Below are 22,501 nucleotides of genomic sequence, written 5' to 3'. Positions count from 1 at the left end.
TAAAATTGTAATTAAAGGCTGAGTAACGAGGCATTGCCACCTGAAGCCGTCACATTAATGGTCAACGTGCGTTCTGTCACAAAACGCAGCAAATAATGCGGCCCGCCAGCTTTGGGACCGGTTCCTGACAAACCTTCCCCGCCAAAGGGGTTTACCCCGACTACAGCGCCGATCATGTTGCGATTGATGTAACAGTTTCCCGCCTTGATGCGAGACTGGACATTTCGGGCCTTATGATCAATACGTGAATGGAGCGAACAGGTCAGGCCAAAACCTGTGGAGTTAATCTCTTCAATCACCTGATCTAGTTTATGGGCATCATAGCGAATGATATGCAGCACAGGACCAAAGACTTCGCGTTGAATGTCTGAAATATGGTCAATTTCAAAAACATGGGGGGCAATGAATGTTCCTTGGGCCTTTGCTTGGCATTTTGCCAGCAATCGGGCCTCTGTGTTCATGCGATTAATATGGGATTGAATATTATCACAGGCAGCTTGATCAATGAGTGGTCCGATATCTGTTGTCAAATTGGTTGGATCACCGATGATCAGTTCTGCCATAGCCCCTTTTAACAAGCTGATAAAACCATCTGCGATATCATGTTGAAGATAAAGAACACGCAAGGCTGAACACCGCTGCCCTGCCGCCCCAAATGCAGAGGTCAACACATCCTGAACGCTGGCTTCCAACAAGGCAGTGGAATCTATAATCATGGCATTTTGCCCGCCAGTTTCTGCAATTAAGGGGACTATTGCCCCTGTGCGGGCGGCCAAAGTCCGGTTAATCCGTTTGGCTGTTTCGTTTGACCCGGTAAAACATACGCCATTGATACGTTCATCCGCGACCATCTGCTGACCGACCACTGATCCTTTGCCACAAATAAGCTGGACCACATCATCAGGTACGCCTGCGTGGTGTAGACATTCTATAGCCAATTGGGCAATCTTTGGTGTTTGATCGGCAGGTTTGGCTAAGACTGTATTGCCCGTAATAAGCGCAGCACTGACTTGGCCCAGAAAAATGGCTAAGGGAAAATTCCAGGGGCTGATACAGGCAAAGACCCCCCGCCCATGAAGTTGTAATTCATTATATTCCCCCGTTGGCCCGGCCATAACAGTGGGCGTGCTCATTAGCTTTTCGCCTTGGGCCGCATAATAATGCAGAAAATCCACAGCCTCGCGAAATTCACCCAGGCTGTCAGCCACTGTCTTTTTCGCTTCAGTCATAGATAAGGTGAGAAATTGTTCACGGTTTTCTTCCATCAGGTCTGCTGTTTTGCGCAACAAATCAGCCCGCTTTGCCACGCCACAGTTATTCCACTCAGGCTGGACCTTTTGTGCGCGAATGATGGCGTCTTCCACATCTATTGAAATAGTTTTTGGGGAGATATTTTTTTCAAGTTGTTGTTGCAGGCGCAATAAGGTCTGACTCTCACTTAAATCCAGCCCGGTTGAGTTGCGTCTTTCTTTCCCAAATAAATCAATGGGGAGAGGGATATGGGGATGACGTTTTGGCTCCTCCCTTTCCATAATCTCCACGGGGTTTTGGGTGATCTCTTCAATCGAGGTGGCATCATCGACCAAGCGGTTTACAAAAGACGAATTGGCCCCATTTTCCAACAGTCGGCGCACCAGATAAGACAACAGGTCTTCGTGCGATCCAACTGGCGCATAGACCCGCACCGGGTGATGGGCCTTGATCTGATCAAACAAACCATCTCCCATGCCGTGCAGGCGTTGAAATTCAAAGGGGATGTCTCCAGCTATTTCTTGAACACAGGCGACCGTGTACGCATTATGGCTTGCAAACTGGGCAAAGAGATATTCGTGACAGGCCAGTAATTTTTTCATGCAGGCCATATAAGATACATCTGTAGCTGCCTTGCGGGTAAAGACAGGGTAGTCAGATTGCCCTTGTTCCTGTGCCCATTTAATCTCGCTGTCCCAATAGGCCCCCTTAACCAGACGGACCATTATTTTACGTCCGGTTTTTTGTGCAAAAGAAGCCAGCAGGTCAATCACATCCAAAGCACGTTTTTGATAGGCTTGAACCGCGAGACCAAAGCCATTCCAGCCTGCTAAACAGGGATCTGAGAAAACCTGCTCAATGACTTCCAAAGACAGCTCCAAACGATAGGATTCTTCTGCATCAATGGTGAAATTAAGATGAGCAGCGGCCGCATCGCGTGCCAAATCCAGCACCAGCGGCACAAGTTCTTCAAGCACCCGTTCGCGCTTGGCCATTTCATAACGGGGGTGTAAGGCCGAGAGCTTGATGGAAATCCCGTTTTCTTCTATGGGGCCACGTCCGCGTTGCTGACGTGTTAAAGCCTGAATTGCACTTTTATAGGCATTGAAATATCGGTCGGCATCGTCACGGGTGCGCGCAGCCTCACCTAACATATCAAAGGAATAGCGATATTCATTTCCCGTGCGGGCGAGAGCTTCTTCAATGGTGCGTCCAAACACAAATTGCGATCCCATGATTTTCATCGCTTGGCGCAACGCCTGACGGATTAAAGGTTCGCCAGAGCGTTTTAAAAGATCGTGGAAAATACTGTGATGATTTGTTTCAGCGATAATTTTACCGGAAATCATTAGGCCGAAAGTTGAGGCATTTACAAACAGGGAATCGCTTTTGCCCAAATAGTTCTCCCAATGGGCGTCGCTTAATTTGTCTTCGATAAAATCATCAACCGTTTTTGTGTCGGGAATGCGCAACAACGCTTCGGCCAGACACATCAACACAAGCCCTTCCTGTGTGGACAGGTCATATTGCTGCATAAAAGAATCAATACCGCCTTGATTGCGTCTGTTCTGGCGAATGACCTCAACATACTGGTGGGCTTGCCTGCGAATCTTGGCTAATCGCCTTGTAGGTAAACGGGCTTGATCCATCAAATCGTGGATAAGCCCTTCTTCATCGCAGCGATAATTTTGGTTCAGGTCTTTGGCCCAAACAGGAAATGGTGGGTAGTTTTTATGGAAAATCATCACATCCCCCTTCTTATGGAGATGTGGGGAATTACCCTCTGATTTCAAGGGCTAACTATCTGATATTGCGTTGAATAATGGCTGATATCCGGCCCGTTTTCTTCAGCTTTGCAATGGCTTTATTCACCTCATCAAGGCGATGAGATAATGATTTATGTAAACGCACCGAGACATCGACAGAATAATAAAGATCACCAAACTGGACCTTCATCTCATTGTGATTGATGTAGAAAGAAGCCGCATGGCGTTCCAGTACGGCCACATCCACAAGCCCTTGTTCGACCATTTTCAGCACCTCCAAGGGGTTATCTCCATCAATTCGGGTGCCGTAGTTTTCTTGTCCGGGATAGGTAAATCCTTTGATCCCGGCAACTTTTTTATCGCGCAACACGGTGGTGTCAGGGACAGGGAAGGCTTTGTCTTTGGGGAAAACAAACACTTCAATCAAACGGTAAATGGGATCACTGAACAGCTGGATATTATCTTGGTCGGGAAACCAGATTTTATTGAGACAGCAATCAACGGTGACTTGGCCTTGTTGGAATTTTTCACGCCCCTGTGCAATCGTGAAGTCACGAAAGATAAGATCGGCACCAACCTCGTTTGCAATGGCATCCAGAATATCCACATTAATCCCGCCGGGGCCGTGGCCATTGCGATGTTTAAATGGGCTGAGGTCTGCATGTTGCACCGACATCACCCATTGTTCCCCATAGGCAAGGGAAACGAAGGGACCATGAAACAGGATACCCATCACCACCGTCAGGAAGATTCCGAACCGACCATTCATTTCAACGCGCCATTATGTTTTTTATATTGCGACTTATTATACATGAAGGAACTGGATAAAAGAAAGGGCCGTGACAACACGACCCTTCCTTTTTTACTTACCTGAGAAGAGCAAAAGCTTATTCAGCAGCATTTGCAGCGCTTTTGGGTGAAGCGTCCTTTACGTCATTCAGGGTTACGTATTCACCTTTAAGGTATTGCTTAATGGTGTAATCCGCAGCAGCGTAGCCATCATTGATGGAACGTTCCAGATTTGAATAGTTCCAGTCATAGTTGATGTTGGCGGCAACCGGTACTTCGATCACTTTTACATCATAGCCTTTATCCTTGATATGATGTTTGAACAGGCGCACATCATCTTCACTGGTGCTGGCTGCAAACAACATGACCAGATTGTTCAGGGCATCATACAGGTTTTCCGGGCGACGAATTTGGTGCAAGTCCAGAATACGGCTGACCCAGACTTCATCCAGATCCGGGTGATAACGCATCAGGTCTTCGAAGTTCACCGTATCAACAGTTGCACCTTCACAATAAGTATCGCCACCGATTTTAACAGGTGTTTCGATATAAGGCAGTGCAGAACAGGCACATAATGTCTCACGTGTCATTTTCGGCAGGTTAAACTGCAACGGGCGGTTTGTGAACAATTCCAGACGCTGGCGTGTCAGGTTATAGGCATTATGATAAATTGCAGGCTTGCCTTCGTCATACAGACGTTCAAATTTCAGATCATTCAGGAACTTGCTGTCCGGATAATAGATCGTCGCCATGCCTTTTGTCGGTGTTTGATAAAGGGCACCCATCATGAAACGTGCAAACGGGTTTGCTGCCATCAAACCGTTGAGCAAGAAGCTGTTAAAGTTTGCCACATTCCACTGTTTTGGATCTGTCAGATATCCCATGGCAAATTCAGCGGCATCCTGAATGGCTTCTGGTACAATCAGACCCTGATAGCTTGCCGGGTTGGTCATATAGCCAACCAGATTATTCATATCTTCCAGGAAGTTTGGTGCAAAACAGCTGGCAACCGGGAAGCGTTCATAAGTTGCATCCGGGCGGAACAATTGTTTAAAGAAATCAATTGTCTGTTCCAGTTCCTTACCTTCGTCAGCCTGTTGATAGGCAACGGTCAACCATGCCCCGATACAAGCAGACGACCAAACGTCAAATTTGATTTCTGGGTTTTCTTCCAAACGCTTAAGCAAACCAATGCTCAAGCCAACAGCTGGTCCACCACCAGCAAATGTAATCGCACGTTTAATTTCTTTCATGCCCCGATCCTCACAATTTATAGATGTTCATAGGAGAAAATTTACTTACCATCGCGATACAACTATAAATTTAAGTAAAGGGCAAGCTATTTTTGTGCAATGCACAAGCCGCAAGCCCTTTATCAAGGACTAACCCCTTAAAAAGTCACGAAAATACAGGTTGAAAAATATTTTAAAATACTCGTCTAAGATACACGTCGATACACTATTTTTTGTGTATTTCAAGCCATATATGAAAAAAGACCCCACTAAGGGGGCCTTTTATCATGTCTTGAAAACAGAATCGGGGATTACTGGGCAGCATCAATTTTCTTATAAATTTCGCCACCTTCTTCCTTAAACTTCTCTGCCATTTCGCTCATGCCTTTTTTCGCTTCTTCCTTGACCTCATGGCTGATACGCATGGAACAGAACTTCGGCCCGCACATGGAACAGAAATGGGCAATTTTCGCCCCTTCTGCCGGCAATGTTTCATCGTGGAATTGAAGGGCTTTTTCACTATCAAGGGCCAGATTGAACTGGTCTTTCCAGCGAAATTCAAAACGTGCTTTGGACATGGCGTCATCACGCAGACGTGCACCGGGATGGCCTTTTGCCAGATCTGCTGCATGGGCAGAGACTTTGTAAGCCATCACGCCTTCTTTTACGTCATCGCGATTAGGCAAGCCCAGATGTTCTTTGGGTGTGACGTAACACAGCATGGCACAGCCGTACCAGCCGATCATTGCTGCCCCGATGGCTGAAGCGAGATGGTCATGACCAGCTGCAATATCTGTCACCAACGGGCCGAGGGTGTAAAACGGCGCTTCGTTACAGACTTCAAGCTGAAGGTCCATATTCTCTTTGATCTTGTGCATGGGCACATGGCCCGGCCCTTCGATAAAGCATTGAACATCATGGGCCATACATTTTTTCTGTAATTCGCCAAGGGCGCGCAGTTCGGCAAACTGGGCCTCGTCATTGGCATCGGCAATAGAACCGGGGCGCAAGCCATCGCCCAAAGAAATTGCCACGTCATATTGTTTGGCAATTTCGCAGATGTCATCAAAATGATCCCACAAAAAGTTTTCCTTGTGATAATGCAAGCACCATTTCGCCATGATGGAGCCACCACGTGATACAATCCCGGTCACTCGGTTAACGGTCAATGGAATGTGAGACAGCAACAAACCAGCATGGATGGTCCAGTAAGAAACCCCTTGTTCAGCCTGTTCGATCAATGTGTCTTTAAAAATATCCCAGGTTAGTTCTTCGGCAATACCGCGACATTTTTCCAGGGCTTGGTAAATCGGCACTGTACCAATGGGTACAGGGGAGTTACGCAAAATCCATTCGCGGATATTGTGAATATCTGTGCCTGTGGACAGGTCCATCACCGTATCGGCCCCCCAGCGGGTTGCCCAGACCATTTTATCAACTTCTTCGGCCACAGACGAGGTAACAGCTGAATTGCCGATATTGGCATTAATCTTGGTCAGGAAATTACGCCCGATGATCATGGGCTCCAGTTCCGGGTGGTTGACGTTTGACACCAATACCGCACGACCACGTGCGATTTCAGAACGGACAAATTCCCCTGTACACACATCAGGAATTTCTGCACCCATCGGGTCGCCATCGCGCAAGTACGCTTCTTTGCGACCTTCGTTTTCACGAATGGCGACATATTCCATTTCAGGGGTGACAATCCCGCGTTTGGCGTAGGCCAGCTGTGTCACAGCCACGCCATCTTTGGAACGTAGTGGTTTTAGACCGTCGCGTGGGAAGGGTTCCACACCGGGCTGGTCGCCGTCATTTTTAAGCCCGTTATCTTCCGGCTTAACATCGCGGCCTTCATATTCTTCAACATCACCACGGGCCAAAATCCAGTCACGACGCAGTTTGGTGAGACCTTTGTTAATATCAATTTCAGCATTTGGATCGGAATAGGGACCGGATGTGTCATAGGCCACCACCGGGCGTTCCCCGCCTTCAAGGTGAATACAGCGCATGGCTACATTCAAATCGTCATGAGTGTCAGAACCAAAATAGACTTTTTCAGAACCCGGCAAAGGGCCTGTGGTCACATCAAGTTTCGTCATGATTAGGGATCTCCTAAATAAAGGTGTCAAGGAGATCCGGGATAAAGGCTGTTGGGGGAAATGAATATCCATCCCTACGCCGGCACGACCCGGATCAGGTTCTCAGGGTTGTTTGTACATACACAAACTCTCAGCCCGTAACGCGGGCACCCCTTGGAATGTTCTATAAGTGGATAGTTGAGCAAAAAGGTCAAGAACCAAATTCTATTCCCTGTGCCTCCTTTACCCCTGCCAGTCTGCCAGACTTTCCATATCCATTTGTTCTTCAATATCAATCCGGCGGCGGATGACGGCAAATTTATTTCCGTTGACCATCACCTCTGGCACCAACGCACGTGAGTTATAAGTGTTGGACATGGTTGCACCGTAAGCACCCGCAGTTCGAAAGGCGATTAAATCCCCGCTGGCAAGCTTGGTCAGCTGGCGGTCTTTGGCAAAGGTATCACCCGTTTCACAGATCGGGCCAACAATGTCATAAGATTCCATATCATCTACATGTTCGGGCTCAATCACGGGGACAATAGCGTGATAGGCATCATACAAAGAGGGGCGCATCAGGTCATTCATGGCTGAATCAATAATGGCAAATGTCTTGCTCGGCCCACGTTTGACATAGACCACTTCACTTACCAGTAATCCGGCGTTCCCCGCAATCATACGGCCTGGTTCAAACTCAAATTCAACACCGAGATCGCCCAATTCTTCCACCACCAGCTTGCCATATTCAACAGGAAGCGGTGTTTCACGCTCATCATAAGGAATACCCAAGCCACCGCCCAGATCAACGCGGGTGACTTCCAAACCAAGGCCGCGCAATTCGCCAACCATTTCTTTCATACGGCGAAAGGCTGCACGAAAGGGTTCAAGGTCTGTAAGTTGTGAGCCGATGTGACAGGCCAGCCCTTTTGGGGCGACACCTGCCATATTACTGGCACGTTGATAGACTTCAATGGCGCGTGTCCAGTCGATTCCAAACTTGTTATCGCTTTTGCCTGTGGAAATTTTGGCATGGGTTTTGGCGTCCACATCGGGATTAACGCGCAGCACGATCGGCATGCGTTTACCTCGTGCCGCAGCGACTTCGCTTAAGACTTCCAGTTCTTCTTCCGATTCCACATTGATCTGGCGAATGCCTGTTTCAACGGCAAAATCAAGATCACTGCGACTTTTGCCCACACCGGAATATACGATCTTTTCTGCTGGAACGCCTGCTCTAAGAGCGCGCTTTAATTCCCCAACAGAAACCACATCAGCGCCTGCACCCAGATCAGACAAGGTTTTGATCACAGCCACATTTGAATTGGCCTTCACTGCAAAACAGATGGTTGCATCAATATCTTTTACCGCTTCGGCAAAGACTTGATAGTGGCGCTCCAGTGTCGCTTGGGAATAGACATAAAACGGGGTGCCGACTTCTTTAGCAATTTCGTTAATTGCAACATCTTCGGCAAAAAGTTCGCCGTTTTTATAATTAAAATGATCCATGATTTTCTTCTTTAATTTTTCTTTTCACCGGGAACAGGCGTTGGGGCCGGGTAAGTGCGGGGATATTGCGGGTCGACCCCTTCTGGGGCGACAATTGCATTTTTACGGCCACAGGCACTCAGGCTTGCACTGAAAGCCACGAATAATAACACCAAAAGAAGTTTACGTCCCATCATCACCCTGATCCTTTACAGAAAGCGCTTACGTGCTTCGACAATTTGTTCACGCACATTCACAGGCGCTGTCCCACCATAAGAGGTACGCGATCCCACAGAAGCTTCCAAGGTCAGCACATCAAAGACCGCTTCGGTAATGCCGTCATCTACAGTTTGCATTTCTTCCAGTGACAGGTCGGCCAGATCACAGCCTTTATCTTCGGCCATTTTCACAATTGCACCTGTCACATGGTGGGCATTGCGAAACGGCATGCCAAGCTCACGCACCAGCCAGTCGGCCAAATCCGTTGCGGTGGTAAAACCCCAACCTGCACTTTCGCGCATTTTCTCTTTATTGACCTTCATTTCTGCAATCATGCCCGTCATGACGGCCACACTCAGTTCAATGGTATCCGCCGCATCAAAGACAGGTTCTTTATCTTCCTGCATATCTTTGGAATAAGCCAGCGGCAACCCTTTCATAGAGATCATCAGGCTATTGAGGTCCCCAACCACACGACCGATCTTGGAACGGATCAATTCAGCCGCATCTGGATTTTTCTTTTGCGGCATGATGGAGGAACCTGTGGAGAAGCTATCAGACATACGCACAAAACCAAATTGCGCTGAGGACCAGATCACCAGCTCTTCGGCCATACGTGACAGGTGTACGGCACAGATGGACGCCGCAGAGAGATATTCCAACGCAAAGTCACGATCAGACACCCCATCCAGCGAATTGCGCATAGGCCCATCAAAGCCCAACAATTCAGCTGTGTGGTGGCGATCAATGGGATAAGGTGTGCCCGCCAATGCTGCTGACCCCAAGGGAGATTCATTTAAGCGGGCACGCGCATCACGAATACGGGAGCGATCACGGCCCACCATTTCTACATAGGCCAACAGGTGATGGCCCAGAGACACAGGCTGGGCGGCTTGCAAATGAGTAAAGCCCGGCAGGATGGTATCAACTTGTTCTTCAGCCCGTTCAATGAGGGCTTGCTGTAATACTTTCAACCCTTCGTCAAGGCGGTCCATGGCATCGCGCACCCACAGGCGGAAATCGGTTGCCACCTGATCGTTACGCGAACGTGCGGTATGCAAACGCCCGGCGGCATCGCCAATTAATTCACGCAGACGATTTTCCACATTCATATGGATATCTTCAAGGGCGGCAGAAAAAACAAAATCGCCCGCTTCGATCTCAGCCAGAACTTTATCAAGTCCTTCGGTGATGGCTGTGCCATCATCAGCCGTTAAAATCCCCTGTTTAACCAACATGGCGCAATGGGCTTTGGAACCTGCGATATCTTGCGCATAAAAGCGCTTGTCAAAATCAATCGAGGCATTGATTTTTTCCATGATTGCACTGGGACCACCGGAAAAGCGTCCGCCCCACATTGCGTTTGTGTCAGAAGATTTAGTCATAACGAACCATCAAAAACGAAAAGAAATAAATTTGCCCCAATTTATGCGCTTTGCCGGGGGGCTGTAAAGCAAAAGGCCCTTTTACAGACAAAAAAACCACCGACCAAAGCCGATGGTTCTTTGTAAGTTGTTTTGCACAAGGCTGATTAATCGAACAGGGCGTCGATGTCGGCCTGTGAAATCCCGCCGCCATGGCTGGCCGGACCGTGCAATTCTTCCCCCATAGGGGCACGATCAGCTTCTGCAGCCAGAACTTCATCGGGTTGATCAACCGTATCAAAGTTATCTTCACCCCAGATTTCCATCATACGTTCCACACGTTCTTCGATAAATTTCAGGGCATTGACCACTTTGGTTGTGCGCTGACCACACAAATCCTGGAAGTTACAGGCTTCAAACATACCAATGGTATTTTCCAGAATTTCATCGGTTAACTGGGTAACAAACTGGTCAGGAGAATGTTGGCGTAACTGTTGTGCCAAATCATCAATTCGTTCTGCAGAATTCAAAATCTGTACTGTTGCGCGTTCTGTCGCCCCAACAATTTGGTCCAGTTCATTGGTGACGATAGAAAACTTGTCTTCTTCGCTCATGCTTAACGCTTTAATTTCGCGTTTAGTATCATGAATACTGCGAGACAGGGCGCGAACTTCTGTACGAAGCAGGTTAACTTCATCCAGTTTGGTGTCCAACTCTTCCTGAGCTTCATCAATTTCGGTTTGGGTGGCCCGTTGAGCACCGCTATGGCCAAGGACTTGCTCCTGTTGCTGATGGCTTACTTCCATCGCCTGGGCTGCACGCATCATCACTTCAGACTGTAAAGCCTTGATCGCTGTCATCAGGTCTTCGTTGGTAATGCCTGATGTATCAGCAGCAATTGCAGCGGCAACTGGTGCACCATTTTTTGCAGCCAAGCGTTCTTGTAATTTTCGCTCAGCGCTAAAAAGGCGTTTTGGAGCTCCCGATGTCATACTTATACTCTCCTGATATGACCTTAAATAAGGTTTCTAATTCCAGATGTGCTTATCTCGACAGATAATATACAAAGATTAAACCCAGTGTGAGAAATTTATAAAAATTATTTTCTATTGTCCCGATTTATTTACGAAATTCATAAAAAAAACATCAAACTTCCGTGATATTTGCCCGCAATAGTCGTGAAAATTTAAAATAAGGCCAGGGTCTTCAATTTTTTGAAACAGGGATTCTTGAATAGTTCCAATCTATGGGAAAGGATGTTAGGGTCAGGGCCTCATATAAATAGAATCACGACTCAAAGTAAGAATAAGGATCAGCATGTCTGTTGTTATCTATCATAATCCACGTTGCAGTAAATCGCGTCAAACTCTTCAACTCATTGAAGAAAAAGGTGTTGAGCCTGAGGTTATCCTGTATCTGGAGACGCCCCCTGCTGTTGAGGAACTAAAAGACATTATTGCCAAGCTGGGCATTTCACCGCGTGAATTGCTGCGCAAAAAAGAAGCCAAAGAAGCAGGGCTAAATGATGATAGCCTTAGTGATGATGAGCTTATCAAGGGAATGATCGCGAATCCGCGTACAATTGAACGCCCGATTGTGGTGAAAGAGGAAAAAGCCGTTCTGGGTCGCCCACCAGAAAATGTGCTGGATTTGCTTTAAATAAAAAAAAGGGTGCCAAACATAGGGCACCCTTTTTTCTGTTATCAACCAACGTCTGGAAGTTTGGACAAGGCTTCCTGAAGCAAGGCTTCGTCATATGTTTTGTCTTCAAGCTTGCCATCAAAGAAGTCCGTATAGGCTTGCATATCAAAATGGCCGTGACCGGAGAGACAGAAGAGGATGGTGCGCTCTTCCCCTTTTTCCTTGGCATCCAATGCTTCTGCAATTGCTGCTTTTACCGCATGGCTGGATTCCGGGGCGGGAACAATACCTTCAGCGCGGGCAAATTCAGTCGCGGCTGTAAAACATTCTACCTGATTGTAAGCAACCGCATCCATCAGACCTAATTCTTTACATTGGCTGACCAGTGGGCTCATACCGTGATAGCGCAAACCGCCTGCATGGAAACCTGGTGGCATGAAGGATGCGCCAAGGGTATGCATTTTGGTCAGGGGGGTCAGTGACGCCGTATCACCAAAATCATAGGCATATGTGCCACGTGTCAGTGTCGGACAGGCCGCAGGTTCCACTGCCACAATGCGGGTGTTTTTACCTTCGCGCAAGTTACGCCCGATATAGGGGAAGGCAATACCGCCGAAGTTGGAACCGCCACCAGCACAACCAATGACCACATCTGGGTCCGCATCGGCCATTTCCATCTGTTCCATGGCCTCAATACCGATGACGGTTTGATGCAGCAAGACGTGGTTCAACACAGACCCCAGTGCATATTTGGTGTCATCGCGTTGTGCGGCCAATTCGACAGCCTCGGAAATCGCAATACCAAGGGAGCCCCGGCTATCGGGGTCCTGTTCCAGGATGGTACGCCCGGCATTTGTCTCTGTCGATGGGGAGGCGACACAGCGTGCTCCATAAGTTTCCATCAAGGCACGACGGTATGGTTTTTGGCCGTAAGAGACTTTCACCATATAGACATCCACATCCAGACCGAACAAGGATGCGGCAAAGGCCAGGGAACAGCCCCACTGGCCTGCGCCTGTCTCGGTTGTCAGTTTTTTGATACCGGCTTCTTTATTATAGAAGGCTTGAGCAACCGATGTATTTGGCTTGTGCGAACCTGAGGGGCTGACACCTTCATATTTATAAAAAATCTTCGCCGTAGTCCCCAGTGCCTTTTCCAGACGGCGAGCACGATAAAGCGGGGCCGGACGCCATTGTTTATAAACCTCGCGAACAGGCTCAGGAATTTCGATATCGCGCTCAGCTGAGACTTCCTGCTCGATAATTGACATGGGGAACAACGGTTCCAGATCAGACGGACCGACAGGTTCTTTTGTACCCGGGTGAAGCACAGGTTCCGGCATCTGCGGCAGATCAGCCACGATGTTGTACCAAGCTTTTGGAATCCGGTTTTCCGGCAAAAGATATTTTACAGTTTCATCAGACATAATGTCTCCTTCCCAATATTTGGCAGGAGAGTATCAATTGTTCGCTCACTGAGCAATATGGTTTCTAGAGAAACTGTTGGGAAGGCAATCAAGTGCCGTTGCCACTTGTGTTTTGATAAAGAAAGCCTCTTGTAATATGTGCAGGCTACAGGGTTACAACAACCTTGCCAGTTGATTTGCGCCCGACCAAGGCCGCATAGGCTTCTTTGATGTTGTCCAAACCAAAAGTCATGGACACATGGGGCTTGAGACTGCCGTCTTCAATCCAGCCCATCAGTTCTGCAAACGAAGTGCGTAAAGAATCTGGATCAAGCGTGCGATAGGCCCCCCAGTGATAGCCAATGCAGGTGATGTTTTTGACCATCATGATATTGGCCGGAATTTGCGGGATATCGCCACTGGCAAATCCCACAACCAGAATGCGCCCATCTTGGCGGGTGGAGCGCAGGGTCTCGGTAAAGAGATCGCCGCCAACTGGATCGTAGGCCACATGCGCACCGAGCCCATCGGTCAGTTCCTTGATTTTTTCACGCACACCGCCGTCGCGATAATCAATCAGATGATCTGCGCCATGTTCTTTACAAATGGCAAGTTTTTCAGCCCCGCCCGCTGTGGCAATGACGGTTGCGCCCACGCGTTTGCCGATTTCAACAGCGGTCAGACCCACGCCCCCAGCCGCTCCGTGCACGACCAGAGTTTCGCCTTTCTTCAAACCGGCTTTCATGCGCAAGCCATGGTGGGATGTACCATATGCCACCGGAATGGCAGCGGCTGTGGTGAAATCCAGATTATCGGCAATGGGGAACACATCATGTTCTGCGGCCACGGCATATTCGGCAAAGCCACCCCAATCCAGAATGGCCATGACCCGATCACCGACTTTGAAGTTCGTGACGTCACTTCCGACTTGTTCAATCACGCCTGCGCATTCCAGACCGGGGGAAAAGGGCAGGGGTGGCTTGACCTGATATTTACCTTTCACGATCAGGCTGTCGGCAAAATTCAAGGCACTGGCCTGCACGCGGATCAAGACTTGATTTGCCTTGGGCGTTGGGATGTCCACATCCATGATTTCAAGGGATTCATATCCGTCTAGGGAGGTACAAACTGCCGCTTTCATCTCAGAACTCCATTTGCTATATAGCCGTTAACGTCCGTCATCTTTGGTGAAGGTGGAATCTTTTTGACATGGAAAGAGATTCCCGATCAAGTCGGGAATGACGAAATGGCTTTAATATATGGAGAAAGAAACCATGCGGGGATATTTCGGAATTGGTATTCATGGGGTGAATAAACCGTTTAATATTGGTAACCTCTATCGCACCGCCCATGCCTTTGGCGCGAGCTTTGTCTATACGGTGGATGCGAAATATTCCAAAAACAAAGGCCATAAAACCGATACGTCCAAGGCGCTGGAACATACGCCTTTTTATGCATTTCCTTCTTTAGATGAGATGGTTCTGCCTCAGGGGTGTCAACTGGTTGGTGTAGAACTGACCGAAGATTCCATTGAACTGCCGAGTTTTCGCCACCCTACCAATGCGGCCTATATTCTAGGGCCAGAACGTTCCAGCCTGCCTCATACAACGTTAGAGCGCTGTGATCATGTGATTAAGATCCCGATGAAGTTTTGTGTGAATGTCGGGGTGGCTGGCGCCTTGGTTATGTATGACCGGGTGCAATCCATGGGCCGTTTTGCCCCGCGTCCGGTACGTGCCGGTGGGCCGACAGAAGAATTGGCAGCTCATTCCCATGGTAGCCCGATTTTCAGAAAAGGCTCTCCTTTTGAAGAAGCCCCGCCCTCTGTTGCGCAGAAATGGGACGAATAAAATCGTTCCAAAGTGCGAATCGAACCGTAAATCCGCATCGCAGTACCGATTTTGTTCGCCAAACAAGCAAAAATCGTATGAAAATTGCCTGTATCGGTCATACCACTAGGGGTAAATCACCTTTATTTTAGGGAATTTAGGGGGAAAACGCGCCTGAAGATTGACTTCGGCGCGAGGGGAAGGTAAACCCGAAATGTTTTTCATAATCCCTCTTAATCATGGTTAAAGGAACCGCTCCATGACAACGGGAAATCGGCCGTTATCGCCGCACCTACAGATTTATAAACTGCCTATGGCAGGTAAAATGTCTATCACCCACCGGATGACCGGGATTATTATGTCCCTGGGTCTGGTGTTTTTCACATATTGGATTTGCTCAGCCGCTTACGGTCCTGAGGCGTTCGAAACAGCACAAGCCGTCATGCATTCATGGTTTGGCCTGCTGATTATTTTCGGCTGGACAGCTAGCCTGTTCTATCACCTCGTGAACGGGATCCGTCACATGCGCTGGGATACAGTCAACGGTCTTGAAAAAGAAGACCTTATCGCATCCGGTCGTGTCACGATCGGTCTGGCTGTTATCCTGACAGTCGCTTTCTGGATTTTTGCGTTGATTTGAGGATAAGCGAATGAAGATGCAAAGCTATTTGGGCCAGGCTCGCGCACTGGGCTCTACAAAGAACGGCGTACACCACTGGTGGCATCAGCGTTTGACCGCGATTGCCCTTGTGCCGCTGGCTCTTTGGTTCGTATTCTCTATCATTGGCCTCGCTGGTGCTGACTATGATGCTTACAAAGCATGGATTGGTGAGCACGGCAATATGGTCTTCACGTGTCTGTTCATCTTTGTGATGTTCTACCACGCCGTTCTCGGCCTGCAGGTCGTGATTGAAGACTATGTGTCCTGTGAAGCAAAGAAGGTTTTCCTTCTTGTCTTTGTCAAACTGATCGCAGCGCTGATGGGTTTCGCATCCATTACAGCCGTTCTGCGCGTCGCCTTTGGAGGCTAATGAACCATGGCAAACGCCTACGAAATTAAAGAACACGAATATGACGTAGTCGTATTGGGTGCTGGTGGTGCAGGTCTGCGCGCGACACTTGGTATGGCTGCGACAGGCTTGAAAACAGCCTGTATCACAAAAGTATTCCCAACCCGTTCTCATACGGTTGCGGCACAGGGCGGCGTTGGCGCTGCTCTTGGCAACATGGCTGAGGATAAATGGGAATGGCACATGTATGATACGGTGAAAGGTTCCGACTGGCTCGGTGACCAGGACGCCATCGAATATATGTGTCGTAACGCTATTCCGGCTATTCAGGAACTGGAACATTTCGGTGTACCGTTCTCTCGTACGGAAGAAGGTAAAATCTACCAGCGTCCGTTCGGTGGTCACATGGCCAACTTCGGTGAGAAAACTGTACAACGCGCTTGTGCCGCAGCTGACCGTACAGGTCATGCGATTTTGCACACACTCTATTCCCAGTGTCTGAAGCATGATGCGACTTTCTTTGTTGAATATATCGGTATCGACCTGCTCATGGACGACGATGGCGTTTGTCGCGGTCTGATCGCATGGGATCTCGATACAGGGACGATGCACCGCTTCCGTGCCCATAAAGTCGTTCTGGCTTCTGGTGGGTATGGTCGTGCCTGGTTCTCCTGTACATCTGCACACACATGTACAGGTGACGGTAACGGTATGGCTGCGCGTGCAGGCATTCCGCTGCAAGATCATGAATTCGTTCAGTTCCACCCAACTGGTATCTACGGCTCTGGCTGTTTGATTACAGAGGGTGCACGTGGTGAAGGTGGTTACCTGACCAACTCTGAAGGCGAACGTTTCATGCCGAACTACGCGCCGACGGCGAAAGACCTTGCCTCTCGTGACGTTGTGTCACGTTCCATGGCGATGGAAATTCGTGAAGGCCGCGGTGTTGGTAAAGAAAACGACCATATCTATCTGCACCTTGAGCACCTGCCGAAAGAAGAACTTCTTAAGCGTCTGCCAGGTATTACAGAAACGGCGAAAATCTTTGCTGGCGTGGATGCGTCTAAAGAGCCGATTCCGGTTCTGCCGACAGTTCACTACAACATGGGTGGCATTCCGACAAACCATCACGGCGAAGTAATTCGTCCGACCAAAGACGACCCGGATGCGGTTTGTGAAGGTCTGATGGCGATCGGTGAATGTGCCTCTGCTTCCGTACACGGTGCGAACCGTCTGGGTACAAACTCCTTGCTGGATATCGTTGTCTTCGGTCGTGCGGCTGCGATCCGTTGTTCTGAAACAATGGAAGCTGGTCAAACGCACAAGAAGCTGGATGAAAGCGTCACTGATAAAATTATGGAACGCTTTGATGCGCTTCGTAATGCCAATGGTGAGCATAAAACAGCTGACGTTCGTCTTGAGCTGCAAAAAACAATGCAGGCTCACGCGGCAGTCTTCCGTGAAGGTGCAAGCCTTAAAGAAGGTGTCGACAAGGTCTTCGAAACGGCGAAGAAATTGGACAGCCTGCATGTTTCTGACCGTTCACTGGTTTGGAACTCTGATCTGGTTGAGACCCTTGAGCTTGAAAACCTCATGACTTGTGCGAAAGCGACAATCGTTTCTGCCGAAGCACGTAAAGAGTCACGCGGTGCACACGCACACGAAGATTATCCGAAGCGTGATGATGAAGAGTGGATGAAACACTCTTTGGCTTACGTTAAAGCTGACGGTTCCGTTGAACTTGACTACCGCCCGGTCCACACATGGACGCTGACGGACGAAGTTGAGTACATCGAACCTAAAGAACGTGTCTACTAAGAGGAGCTTGGAAAATGGCTGAATTTTCTCTACCCGCCAATTCGGTGGTTAAAGAAGGCAAGATCTTCAAAGCTCCTTCTGGGGCGAAGAACGTTAAAAAGTTCAAGATCTACCGTTACGACCCGGATTCTGGTGAAAACCCGCGTCTGGATACGTTTGAGATTGATCTGGATGATTGCGGCCCGATGATTCTGGACGCGCTGATCAAGATCAAAAACGAAGTGGATGCGACACTGACATTCCGTCGCTCTTGTCGTGAAGGGATCTGTGGTTCTTGTGCGATGAACATCGACGGCACAAACACATTGGCGTGTTTGAAGCCGATTGCTGAGGTTGCTGGCGATTGTGCTATCTATCCACTGCCGCACATGCCAGTGATCAAGGACCTTGTTCCTGACCTGAACCTGCCGTATGCGCAGCTTCGTTCTGTTGAACCTTGGATGCAAGCCGATACACCGGCCCCTGCCAACCAAGAGCGTCTTCAGTCTATCGAAGAGCGTGAAAAGCTTGATGGTCTGTGGGAATGTATCCTGTGTTTCTCTTGTCAGACGTCTTGTCCGTCTTACTGGTGGAACGGCGACCGTTACCTCGGCCCGGCTGTTCTGCTGCAAGCATATCGCTGGATTGCAGATTCGCGTGACGAAGCAACTGGTAAACGTCTGGACGATCTGAATGATCCGTTCAAAGTGTACCGTTGTCATACGATCATGAACTGTACCAACACTTGCCCGAAAGGTTTGAATCCGGGTAAAGCGATTGCAGAGATCAAGAAATTGCAGTTTGAACGCCAATAGGCTTTCTTGCATATTCTATAAAAAGAGCTGGAAGGGCATATCTTTCTAGCTCTTTTTTTATACGCATTGTATTAGAATAATATAATTCAACTATTTAGATATTGAAATTAAGAGTGATAATCATTATACTTTAGTGCAATGCTTATAAGTCTTTTGTTTATAATACTTATGAGCAAAGAATAATGTATTGATATTCATATCTCGTGTGATAATTTCCAAAAAAAACATGTCAAATAGCAATCATTGGTGGAATATGACCTGGTTTGGTAAAAAACAAACAGAAGTTAAAGTTTCTGAAGTTCTGACGACAGTGGCACAGGATGTGGCCTCGGATATGAATCTGATGCGTCAACAAGTTAGTGCCATTCTGGAACGTGATTACAGCGGTGTTCCAAACGGCAATGATGAGTTGACGGATGACCTGAAAAAGATCGCACAGGAAAACCAACGCCGGGCCAAAACCCAGTTGCAGCGTTCTGTGGATTTGTCGATTTACAATAACCATACCGTTATTGCGGTTGCCAAATCAGCCCGCTCGTTGCGTGAACTTAATGGTATCTCGCAAGAAATGGCCGGTTCTATGGGACAGGCGTCTCAACAGGTCAGCGTGATTACACAGGATACGCAGCACAGCACAGAAGAAGCCGAACATGTTCGAACCATTGTGCATCAGAGCATGCAGGAATCACAACAGGCGATCAGCGCGATCAATAATATCTCTGAGTCTGTCCATCAGGCAGTCGCACAATTAAAAGACCTGGCCGAAGCTTCTCGTCAAATCAGTGAAGTTGTTGGGCTAATCAATGATATTGCAGCCCAAACCAATATGCTGGCCTTGAATGCGACTATTGAGGCGGCACGTGCAGGTGAAGCTGGTAAAGGTTTTGCCGTTGTGGCCTCTGAGGTGAAGAACCTTGCCAATCAAACAGAACGGGCCACCAGCGATATTAATGAACGTATTGACCGTTTAAGTCAGGAAATGGACATTATCACCAGTTCCATGTCGCGTGGGGTGGAAGCGGTTGAAACAGGCCAGCAGATTATTACTTCAACCCTGAAAGGGATGGAAGAAATTGATTCTGGTGTGAACCGTGTCACAACCGATATGCAACAAATCGCCAATGCTCTGAACGAACAGAAGAATATCAGCGAACGCACGGCTGAGAACGCCAATCGTATGGCGTTGATGACGGATGAAAACGTTCAGGCCAACGTGGAGATCATGGAAGAAATTGACCATGCTGAAACCATGTTGACCGAACAGATGGAAGCCTTGATGCGTCATGATTTCCCTGAACGTGATTTGATCCGGGCAAAATCCGACCATATGATCTGGCGTCGTAAACTGGCCGATATGCTGTTTGGCCGTGTCAGCCTGAACCCGGACGAGTTGGCCAGCCACCAACATTGCCGTTTGGGCAAATGGTACTTTGGGGAACATGACGAACGTGTCAAAAGCCATCCGTCTTTTGCTGCGATTGATGCACCCCACGAAGAAGTTCATGCCAAAGGGATTGCGGCGGCTAAAGCGTATAACGAAGGGGATATGGCCGGGGCGATCCAATTGGTGGAGGCCATTACAGGCCCGTCTGAACAGGTGCAAAAATATCTCGATGAGCTGATCGAATATGTTTCGACCCTGTATTCTTAATTGAATTTTTTCTTTATCTGAAATCTAACATTGAAAAGGGGGCTGGGTTTGGTCCCCTTTTTACTCTTTATACTTACGTATTGTCACTTACAGATGCCTAATCTTATTGTATAGCCTTCAGGAGTATGCAATTTTTCACACAAAATTTTGTAGAAAGTGAAAATTCTGGGTAGTGAGGGTGCAATGTCGATCTTTGGGAACAGGAAGACGGAACCTGCTGTTGAGCAGACAAATATTGATGTATCAGTGGCTGAGGCTGAACATTGTGAACTGACATTGGCATTGCAGCAAGTTAATGCCATGTTGGATCGTGACTTTACCAAAGTCCCGGAAGGTCGTGACGAGCTGACACAAAAATTGAAAATTCTGGCCAATGAAAATGCACAACGTTCTGAAGGTCAGTTGAAACGTTCAGTCAGTCTGTCTATTTCCAATAACAGTACGGTTATTTCCGTTGCCCATTCTGCACGAAGCCTCAAACAGCTCAATGAAGTTTCAGAAAGCCTGGCAACGGCAATGGAAGAGATGACAGCCTCCATTCGTGAAATTGCAGGCAATACCCATCACAGTTCTGAAGAAGCCACCACCTTGCAGGGCATTGTGCAACAAAGTATGGAAGGGTCGCAGGAAGCCATCAATGCGATTAATGCGATTTCCCAGTCTGTAAGCCACGGTGTCGATAAATTGAAAGATCTGGCAGAAGCTTCCAGCCAAATTGGTGAAGTGGTTGGCCTGATCAATAATATTGCATCCCAAACCAACCTGTTGGCCCTGAACGCAACAATTGAGGCTGCACGCGCAGGCGAAGCCGGTAAAGGTTTTGCGGTTGTGGCCTCTGAGGTGAAAAATCTTGCCAATCAGACGGAGCGTGCCACAGGGGATATCAATGATCGTATTGAACGGTTGCGCTATGAGATGGAGGAAATCACAACTTCCATGTCAGAAGGGGCAGAAGCCGTTGAAAATGGTCAGCAGATTATCACCTCGACCCTGAAAAATATGGAAGAGATTGACCAGGGTGTGGATAGTGTAACCTGTGACATGCAGGAAGTTGCCAATGTTCTTGAACAGCAACAGGCCGTTATTGGTGAAACATCACGTCATGCTTCTCTCATTGCTGAGATGGCCGGTGAAAATGTTGAGGCCAATACCAATGTTCTGGATCAGATGGATCATACAGAAACGCTGTTGACCGAACAGATGGACGCGTTGATGCGCAATAAGTTCAGTGCCCGTGATTTGATCCGTGCCAAGGCCGACCATATGGTTTGGCGCAAAAAATTGGCCGATATGTTGGTGGGCCGTGCCAAGCTTGATCCCAACGAGTTGGCTGATCATCAGCATTGTCGTTTGGGTAAATGGTATTTCGGCGATCAGGATGAAGTGGTGAAATCTCACCCAGCCTTTGCTGCCATTGATCCGCCGCATGAGCGTGTACATGCGTTGGGGATTGCCGCTGCACGGGCATATAACAACCATGACTTGGATGAGGCAATTTCTTTAGTCGAGCAAGTTGAAGAGCCGTCAAAAGAAGTACAAAAATATCTTGATGAATTGATTGCTTTTGTAGGCGATAACGGCTAAAAGCCTGACAAAATAAAAATCTTCAAAAAGACATATCAATTGATATGTCTTTTTTTTCATGCTGTTAACCGCTTGTTTACGTCCTTCAGATACTATGGCGAGAACCTAAAAAAGAATTGGAATAGAAAGGTCTGAAGCCATGTTTTTAAAACCAAGAAAAGCGATCGTAAAACGCAATCGCATTATTCATGCTGACATTAAAGGGCAGGGGGAATTGGACCTGCGCGGTAATGTTGAAGGAAATATCGAAGTTGATAACCTTGTGATCGGTCGCAAAGGCTGTGTTAAGGGAACTGTTGTCGCTGAAACAGTCCGGATTTTAGGTTTTGTCAAAGGCAATATTCAAGCTCGCCAGGTCATTGTTGAAAAAGGCGCCCATGTGGAAGGGGAGCTGACTTATGAACAGCTGTCTGTGGCCCCAAAGGCCGATGTGGTGGCAAAATTGACGCCGCGGCCACTGTTGAAACTGCTGAAAAAACGCAAACCGGTTGAGGAAGTACTCGCTGATTTACGAGCGGTTGCTTAGGGTCAGGACCTTTTAAATCAAAAAATTCAGATCTGATGTTTTTTTGCGCCCGCTG

The 22,501-nt window shown here is 48.1% G+C and carries 19 protein-coding genes and 1 riboswitch; of the genes, 9 read left to right on the top strand and 10 right to left on the bottom strand.

Annotated features, from left to right (window positions below; all coding sequences use genetic code 11):
• Nucleotides 1–11: 11 nt before the first annotated feature.
• From putA to E4K71_RS15035, 8 genes are all read right to left on the bottom strand, one after another.
• Nucleotides 12–2,996, bottom strand: coding sequence for a bifunctional proline dehydrogenase/L-glutamate gamma-semialdehyde dehydrogenase PutA (gene putA, locus E4K71_RS15065; protein ID WP_135081033.1), 2,985 nt, complete (start codon nucleotides 2,994–2,996; stop codon nucleotides 12–14).
• 55 nt (nucleotides 2,997–3,051) lie between these two features.
• Nucleotides 3,052–3,786: a transporter substrate-binding domain-containing protein gene (locus tag E4K71_RS15060; RefSeq protein ID WP_135081032.1), complete on the bottom strand. Its 735-nt coding sequence runs from the start codon at nucleotides 3,784–3,786 to the stop codon at nucleotides 3,052–3,054.
• 118 nt (nucleotides 3,787–3,904) lie between these two features.
• Nucleotides 3,905–5,059 (bottom strand): patatin-like phospholipase family protein, encoded by a 1,155-nt coding sequence (locus E4K71_RS15055; protein WP_135081030.1) that lies wholly within the window; start codon nucleotides 5,057–5,059, stop codon nucleotides 3,905–3,907.
• Between the two features lie 290 nt (nucleotides 5,060–5,349).
• Nucleotides 5,350–7,140, bottom strand: coding sequence for a phosphomethylpyrimidine synthase ThiC (thiC, locus tag E4K71_RS15050; RefSeq protein ID WP_135081027.1), 1,791 nt, complete (start codon nucleotides 7,138–7,140; stop codon nucleotides 5,350–5,352).
• Between the two features lie 54 nt (nucleotides 7,141–7,194).
• A riboswitch (TPP riboswitch) is annotated at nucleotides 7,195–7,304 on the bottom strand.
• A 58-nt stretch (nucleotides 7,305–7,362) separates the two neighbouring features.
• A complete protein-coding gene (gene lysA, locus E4K71_RS15045; RefSeq protein WP_135081025.1) occupies nucleotides 7,363–8,625 on the bottom strand; it encodes a diaminopimelate decarboxylase in 1,263 nt (420 codons plus the stop codon).
• An 11-nt stretch (nucleotides 8,626–8,636) separates the two neighbouring features.
• Nucleotides 8,637–8,801 (bottom strand): hypothetical protein, encoded by a 165-nt coding sequence (locus E4K71_RS18285; RefSeq protein ID WP_167730615.1) that lies wholly within the window; start codon nucleotides 8,799–8,801, stop codon nucleotides 8,637–8,639.
• Nucleotides 8,802–8,813: 12 nt separating this feature from the next.
• The gene (gene argH / locus E4K71_RS15040) at nucleotides 8,814–10,208 is read right to left on the bottom strand and encodes an argininosuccinate lyase (RefSeq protein WP_135081023.1); all 1,395 of its coding nucleotides are present in this window, start codon (nucleotides 10,206–10,208) and stop codon (nucleotides 8,814–8,816) included.
• Between the two features lie 146 nt (nucleotides 10,209–10,354).
• The gene (locus E4K71_RS15035) at nucleotides 10,355–11,179 is read right to left on the bottom strand and encodes a hypothetical protein (protein ID WP_135081021.1); all 825 of its coding nucleotides are present in this window, start codon (nucleotides 11,177–11,179) and stop codon (nucleotides 10,355–10,357) included.
• Nucleotides 11,180–11,504: 325 nt separating this feature from the next.
• Between E4K71_RS15035 and arsC the strand changes: the two genes are divergently transcribed.
• Nucleotides 11,505–11,846 (top strand): arsenate reductase (glutaredoxin), encoded by a 342-nt coding sequence (gene arsC, locus E4K71_RS15030; protein ID WP_135081019.1) that lies wholly within the window; start codon nucleotides 11,505–11,507, stop codon nucleotides 11,844–11,846.
• Between the two features lie 44 nt (nucleotides 11,847–11,890).
• Here arsC and E4K71_RS15025 read toward each other — a convergent pair whose 3' ends face one another.
• Both E4K71_RS15025 and E4K71_RS15020 read right to left on the bottom strand, forming a co-directional pair.
• Nucleotides 11,891–13,255 (bottom strand): TrpB-like pyridoxal phosphate-dependent enzyme, encoded by a 1,365-nt coding sequence (locus tag E4K71_RS15025; RefSeq protein WP_135081017.1) that lies wholly within the window; start codon nucleotides 13,253–13,255, stop codon nucleotides 11,891–11,893.
• A 145-nt stretch (nucleotides 13,256–13,400) separates the two neighbouring features.
• Complete coding sequence (locus E4K71_RS15020) at nucleotides 13,401–14,375, bottom strand: NADPH:quinone oxidoreductase family protein (protein WP_135081015.1); 975 nt, start codon at nucleotides 14,373–14,375, stop codon at nucleotides 13,401–13,403.
• 133 nt (nucleotides 14,376–14,508) lie between these two features.
• On the opposite strand from E4K71_RS15020, the gene E4K71_RS15015 reads away from it, so the two are divergent.
• The 8 genes from E4K71_RS15015 to E4K71_RS14980 all read left to right on the top strand — a co-directional run bounded on the left by E4K71_RS15015 (nucleotide 14,509) and on the right by E4K71_RS14980 (nucleotide 22,446).
• Complete coding sequence (locus E4K71_RS15015) at nucleotides 14,509–15,084, top strand: RNA methyltransferase (RefSeq protein ID WP_135081013.1); 576 nt, start codon at nucleotides 14,509–14,511, stop codon at nucleotides 15,082–15,084.
• A 238-nt stretch (nucleotides 15,085–15,322) separates the two neighbouring features.
• Nucleotides 15,323–15,703, top strand: a complete 381-nt coding sequence (sdhC, locus tag E4K71_RS15010) for a succinate dehydrogenase, cytochrome b556 subunit (protein WP_135081011.1) — start codon at nucleotides 15,323–15,325, stop codon at nucleotides 15,701–15,703.
• A gap of 10 nt (nucleotides 15,704–15,713) precedes the next feature.
• The gene (sdhD, locus tag E4K71_RS15005; RefSeq protein WP_135081009.1) at nucleotides 15,714–16,094 is read left to right on the top strand and encodes a succinate dehydrogenase, hydrophobic membrane anchor protein; all 381 of its coding nucleotides are present in this window, start codon (nucleotides 15,714–15,716) and stop codon (nucleotides 16,092–16,094) included.
• Nucleotides 16,095–16,100: 6 nt separating this feature from the next.
• On the top strand, nucleotides 16,101–17,891 hold the full coding sequence (gene sdhA / locus E4K71_RS15000) for a succinate dehydrogenase flavoprotein subunit (protein WP_135081007.1): 1,791 nt from the start codon (nucleotides 16,101–16,103) through the stop codon (nucleotides 17,889–17,891).
• A gap of 14 nt (nucleotides 17,892–17,905) precedes the next feature.
• On the top strand, nucleotides 17,906–18,685 hold the full coding sequence (locus E4K71_RS14995) for a succinate dehydrogenase iron-sulfur subunit (RefSeq protein ID WP_135081005.1): 780 nt from the start codon (nucleotides 17,906–17,908) through the stop codon (nucleotides 18,683–18,685).
• A gap of 253 nt (nucleotides 18,686–18,938) precedes the next feature.
• Complete coding sequence (locus E4K71_RS14990) at nucleotides 18,939–20,336, top strand: methyl-accepting chemotaxis protein (protein WP_167730613.1); 1,398 nt, start codon at nucleotides 18,939–18,941, stop codon at nucleotides 20,334–20,336.
• Between the two features lie 183 nt (nucleotides 20,337–20,519).
• Nucleotides 20,520–21,920 (top strand): methyl-accepting chemotaxis protein, encoded by a 1,401-nt coding sequence (locus E4K71_RS14985; RefSeq protein ID WP_135081001.1) that lies wholly within the window; start codon nucleotides 20,520–20,522, stop codon nucleotides 21,918–21,920.
• 139 nt (nucleotides 21,921–22,059) lie between these two features.
• Entirely contained in the window at nucleotides 22,060–22,446 is a 387-nt protein-coding gene (locus E4K71_RS14980) for a polymer-forming cytoskeletal protein (protein WP_135080999.1), read from the top strand.
• Nucleotides 22,447–22,501 lie beyond the last annotated feature (55 nt).

It is taken from the genome of Terasakiella sp. SH-1 (genome assembly GCF_004564135.1).
GTDB lineage: Bacteria > Pseudomonadota > Alphaproteobacteria > Rhodospirillales > Terasakiellaceae > Terasakiella.
The sequence above is the reverse complement of the archived record's forward strand: the minus strand, read 5'-3'. Positions and strand labels throughout refer to the sequence as shown.